Source organism: Longimicrobium sp., assembly GCF_036280135.1.
Taxonomy (GTDB): Bacteria; Gemmatimonadota; Gemmatimonadetes; order Longimicrobiales; family Longimicrobiaceae; genus Longimicrobium.
Genome location: NZ_DASURI010000130.1, coordinates 1 through 5757, shown reverse-complemented (window position 1 = coordinate 5757; position 5757 = coordinate 1). Strand labels below are relative to the sequence as shown.

Annotated in this window: 1 protein-coding gene; it reads left to right on the top strand. The window is 72.1% G+C overall.

The window, feature by feature from the left end; all coding sequences use genetic code 11:
* Positions 1 to 294: 294 nt before the first annotated feature.
* Positions 295 to 5625 carry a DUF3320 domain-containing protein gene (locus VFZ20_RS04010; protein ID WP_329682540.1) on the top strand — a complete coding sequence of 1777 codons (5331 nt, stop codon included), beginning with the start codon at positions 295 to 297 and terminating at the stop codon, positions 5623 to 5625.
* Positions 5626 to 5757: the final 132 nt, after the last annotated feature.

Sequence of the window (5757 nt, the reverse complement as noted above, 5' to 3'; positions counted from 1 at the left end):
GGAGGGGGCTCTCGGCGGGCGGCAGATCGCCCGCCTTCGCCAGCGTGGACCTGGAGCCCGCGTAGACGGGGCGCTCGCGCGGAGTTCACCCCTCTGCCTGAATCCCTCCCTCGCGATCCGCCGTTATCACCTGCTCGATGATCGCGTGACGTGGAAGGATTGTGTGTGGGCATGCCTGAATACCGGATGATCTCCGGATGTGCCCCGATCTGCCTGCTTGTCCCGCCGCGCGACACACACGAGTTTACGGGCCGGACCTTCGCGTCCAGCCATCCCCACCCGACGCACCACCCAATGAGCGACACCGCCACGCCGCCCGCCTCCACCGACGACGCCCGCATCGGCGCGGCGCTGGACGCGTGGAAGCGCAAGCTGCTGGACCTGACCAAGCGCAACCGGGCGCTCAACTTCCGCGTGACGCGTGCGTCCACCGTCGCGGTGGTCGACGAGCAGCCGGCCGAGGTCTTCCGCCGACTGTACCTGGCCGAGAAGCCCATGCGCTTCCGCGCCGCCGAGCCCCCCGCGTCACCGGCCGACAGAACGCCTCCCGCCTCCGCGATCCGCGCGTCGGATGCATCGGCCACGACGGCGGATACGGCAGCTTCGGCCGAGTCGGCACCCGCGTCATCCGTCTCGACTGCTGCGCCGGTGCAGGGGGATGTGTTCGCGCTGCCGCCGCTCCCCCCGTCGGCGGAAGGGCCGGATGCGCCCGCGGAGATCGTTCGCCCCGCCGGTCGCGGCTTCCCGGTGCCCGGATCGGCAGCGGCGGATACGAGCGCGAGCGCATCCGCCGTCATCACGTCCGGTGAATCCGCCGACGCCGCATCCGCCGAGGTCGCGGAATCCGCCGCATCCACGGAATCCGCATCCGCCGGATCCGCATCGCCGGAAAGCGCGCCGAATGCGCCTGCATCGGCCGAGGGGGAATTCGCATCCGCCGGGCCCGCTCCGTTGGCGACGGGGGCGGACGAGGGGATGAACGGGTTCGACGACGACCTGGACGAGGAGATCGGCGCGGCGGCGTTCGCGCCGTACGAGGTGGCGTCGCTGGCGGAAAAGCACCGCGACGACGTGCTGCAGACCACGTCGCCGCTGGAAAAGCTGGACGTGCAGCTGCGACGCATCGACGAGCAGGCGCGGGAGGCGCGCGAAGAGCAGGGCGTCAACACGCTCTTTCTCGCGCTGGGCATGCTGCACTACACGGAGGCCAAGGACAGCGAGCAGGTGTTCCGCGCGCCGCTCGTGCTGCTGCCCGTGGCCCTGGCCCGCGCGTCGGCCGGCGCGGGATACACGCTGTCGGCCACGGACGACGACTACCTCGTCAACCCGGCGCTGGCGGAGTACCTCAAGCGCACCGTTGGCGTCTCCCTGCCCGAGATGCCCGATCCGTCCGCCATCCCCGACGACTACGACCTGCAGCAGTTCCTGTCCGCCGTCACCGGGGCCATCCAGGCGCAGGCGGACTGGAAGGTGACGACGGAGATCTACCTGGGCCTGTTCGCCTTCCAGAAGTTCGCGATGTACAAGGACCTGGACGGCAACGGCGGCGCGTTCGGGGCGCACCGGCTCATCCGCCAGCTCGTCACGCGCAAGGGCGGCCAGCTCGCCGCCCTGCCGGACGACGTGCGCGAGATGGACCTGGACGAGGCGTTCCCTCCCGAGGCCACCGCGCAGGTGGTGGACGCGGATTCCAGCCAGCTGCGCGCCATCGCCGCCGTGAGCCGCGGTCACGACCTGGTGCTGGAGGGCCCGCCGGGGACGGGAAAGTCGCAGACCATCACCAACCTCATCGCGCAGGCGCTGTACGCGGGCCAGTCCGTGCTCTTTGTCGCGGAAAAGATGGCCGCGCTCTCCGTGGTCCACGAGCGCCTGGTCCGCGCCGGGCTGGGCGACTTTTGCCTGGAGATGCACAGCACCAAGGCCAACAAGCGCGCCGTGGTCAAGGAGATCGCGCGCTCGCTGGATGCCTCGCTCCAGCAGCCCAAACCCGGCGAGAGCGTGGGCGATCGGCTTCCCGGCGTGCGCCACACGCTGACGGAATATGCCGAGGCCGTGCACACGCCGTACGGCGCCGCCGGGTTCACGCCGTATCGCGGCTACGGCGAGCTGATGGCCCTGCGCGAGGCGCCGCGCGTCAAGCTGGAGCGGCCCATCGACGCCGTCACCCGCGCGCAGTTCGACGAGGCCGTGCGCGGGCTGGAGGACCTCGCGAAGGCCGCCGCCGAGACGGGCGACGTGCGCAATCACCCGTGGCGCGACAGCGCCCGCACGCTCTGGTCGGAGGACGACCTGGACGTGGCCGGCGACCTTGTCCGCGACCTGCGCGAGCGCCTGGCCGAGACGGCGCGCCACGCGGAAACCGTGCAGGCCGCCTTTCGCCTGCCGCCCCTGCGCACCTTCGCGGACGTGGACACGGCCGTGCGCATCGCGGCCGTCCTGGCCCGGTCGCCCGGCGCGCCGCTGGGCGTGCTGACGAGCGACGCATGGACGGCGCCGCCCCCACAGGCGCTGGAGCTCATTGAGCGCGGCAGGCAGGTGAGCGGGCTGGACCGTCGCATCGGCCACTGGTTCACGAAGGACGTGTTCCAGCAGGAGCACACGGCCGACGCGCAGTTCATCGAGGAAAAGGAGAGCAGCCCGTTCCGCTTCCTGAACTTTCTCAGCGGGCGGTACCGCGCCGTCAAGCGGCGGTGGATGGGGTACCGCCAGCCGTCGTACACGGGCTCGCTGCTGGAGCAGGCCGCGGAGATGCGCCGCGCGGACGAGCTGCGCCGCGAGCGCGAGGCGCTGGCCGCGGCGGACGGGGCCGGGCGCGAGCTCTTCGGCGGGCTGTGGCAGGGCGAGCGCTCCGACTGGGACGCGCTGGACGGCTACGTGAAGTGGGTGGTGGAGTTCCGCTGCCTGTGCGTGCAGCACCAGGTCGCGGACGAGACGGCTGCCCTGGCCGCGCAGCCCGCGCCGGACGTGTCGATGGCCGAGTCGCTCCGCACGTCCGCCGAGGGCGCGGCGCGGGCGCTGGACGGGCTGCGCGCGCTGGCGCAGTGGCCGGATTCGTATCTCCAGGACAAACCGCTGGCGGAGATCGCGGACCGCGCGTCGGCGCTTGAGGCCAGCCTGCGGACGGCGCCGCGCTGGGCCGCGTTCGAGATCGTCCGGGCGCGCGTGGCGGACGGCGCCGGCGGCGAGCTGCTGGCGCCCGCGTTCGCCGGCGAGGTGACGTTCGACGACCTGCCGCGCGCCTTTCGCCGGGCGTTTCACCAGAAGTGGGTGAGCGCGGCCGTGCAGGAGCGCGTGCCCCTGCGCCAGTTCGCCACGCTCTCGCACGAGCAGCGCGTGGCCGAGTTCCGCGCGCTGGACCAGGCCGTCTTGGCCGAGAACCGCGACACGCTCATCGGCCGGCTGCGCGACGCCGTCCAGGCGCGGCTGCGCGAGCCCGCAGCCAGCGCCGCGATGCCCTTCCTGCAGACGCAGATGGCCCGCGAGCGGCGCCACGCCCCCCTGCGGCGCACGCTGCAGCAGTCCGGCGCCGCCATCCGCGCCATCAAGCCGTGCTTCATGATGAGCCCCCTTACCGTGGCGCAGCTGCTGGACGGTGGCAGCCCGTCGTTCGACGTGGTCATCTTCGACGAGGCCAGCCAGCTGCCGTCCGAGGATGCCGTGGGCGCCATCGTCCGCGGGCAGCGGCTGGTCGTCGTGGGCGATCCCAAGCAGCTGCCGCCCACCAACTTCTTCAGCGTGATGAGCGGCCAGGCCGCCGCGGAGCTGGCGGAGGACGGTACTCCGCTGGTGGAAGACAGCGAGAGCGTGCTGGAGGAGTTCATGGGCGCGGGCGTGCCGAAAACTCGTCTGCGCTGGCACTACCGCAGCACGCACGAGTCGCTCATCACCTTCAGCAACGTGAGCTTCTACGAGGCGGACCTCCACACCTTTCCTAGCGTGGAGACGGCCAGCCACGCCGCGGGCCTCGTCTTTGAGCACGTGGCGGACGGCGTGTACGAGGGCAAGGGCCTCAACCTGGTCGAGGCGCGGCGCGTAGTGGACGCCGTGCTCCGGCACGCCCGCGAGCACCCGGACGTGAGCCTGGGCGTGGGCACCTTCAACCTGCGCCAGCAGCTGGCCATCCAGAACGAGCTGGAGCTGCGCCGCCGGCAGGACCCGTCGCTGGAGCCGTTCTTTGGCCGCGACCACGCGGAGCCGTTCTTTGTCAAGAACCTGGAGAACATCCAGGGCGACGAGCGCGACGTCATCTTCCTCAGCGTCACGTATGCCAAGGCGCGCGACGGGCGGCTGCGCTACAACTTTGGCCCCATCAACGGCGAGAACGGCTGGCGGCGGCTCAACGTGCTCACGACGCGCGCCCGCAGGCGGATGGTGGTCTTCTCGTCGATGAAGGGCGACGACATCAACCCCGCGTCCGCCACGTCGCGCGGGCCGCAGCTGCTGCGCGAGTTCCTGCTCTTCGCCGAGCGCGGGCAACTGCAGAGCGCCACGGCGACGGCCGCGGCGGACGCGGAATCGCTCTTCGAGCAGCAGGTGATGGAGGAGCTCACGCGGCGCGGCGTGCGCGTGCAGCCGCAGGTGGGCGCGGCCGGCTACCGCATCGACATGGCCGTGGTGGACGACGAGATGCCGGGCCGGTTCGTCTGCGGCATCGAGTGCGACGGCGTGGCCTACCACAGCAGCGAGACGGCGCGGGATCGCGATCGCCTGCGGCAGCAGGTGCTGGAGGCGCGCGGATGGCAGATCCACCGCGTGTGGTCCACGGACTGGTTCAAGGACCGCGACGGGCAGATCGACCGGCTGATGCGGCTGATCGAGGCCTCGCGCGTCCATGCCCGCGACGAGGCCGCCGCCCGCGCCGCCGCCGACGAGGCCCGCCGCCGCGACGAAGCCGATCGCGCCCAGCGTCAGGCCGACGCCCTCGCATCTGCTCCGCCGTCGCCGGATGCGCCGATTCCGGCCGATCCGGCGGATTCCGCCCCGTCCGCCGAGCCCGCGGTGGCCGAATCCGCCCTGTCCACCGCGCCTGCGCCGGAGTCCGTCGCGGCGGAGGTGCCGATGCCGCAGGCCGTGCCCTACCGCATGGCCGACACGGCGACGACGTTCGCGGGCACGGACATTCTCGCCGCGCCGCAGTCGCTGCTGCTCAACGCGTTGCGGGCGGTGGTGGATGCCGAGGCGCCGCTGCACGTGGACGACGTGGCGACGCGCGTGGCTGCCATGTGGGGCCTCACGCGGACGGGATCGCGCATCGAGTCGCGGATCGCGCAGGCGGTGGATGCGGCACAGGCGCAGGGCATCCTGGAGCGCCGCGGCGAGTTCGTGCACGCGCCGGACGGCGCTGTCTCGGTCCGCTCGCGGCGCGACGTGCGCATCCCGGCGGAGCGCATTGCGCCGGAGGAGTACCGCGAGGCGGCCGTGCAGCTCCTTCGCGCCGCGCAGGACGGCTTGCCGCGCAAGGAGCTTACGGCGCAGGTGCGCGCGCTGCTGGGCTTCAGCCGCACGGGCGCGCGGCTGGAGGAGGCCATCGGCGCCGCGCTCGACGCCCTCCTGGCCGACGGCACCTGCGGCGAGGCCAGCACCGGCATCCGCCTGCGCGCCGCCGACGTAGGGCAGTGCACTTGAGGTGAACGGAGTAAGACGTTAGCTTTGGCGTAGCGATTCGGCCCTTCTATTCGCGAACGGTCAGGTTCCCGCCTGGCTCAAGCCTCTCCGGAGGCTAGCGGAAGCGGGGCCGATTGCTTTTGTGGTGCCCCC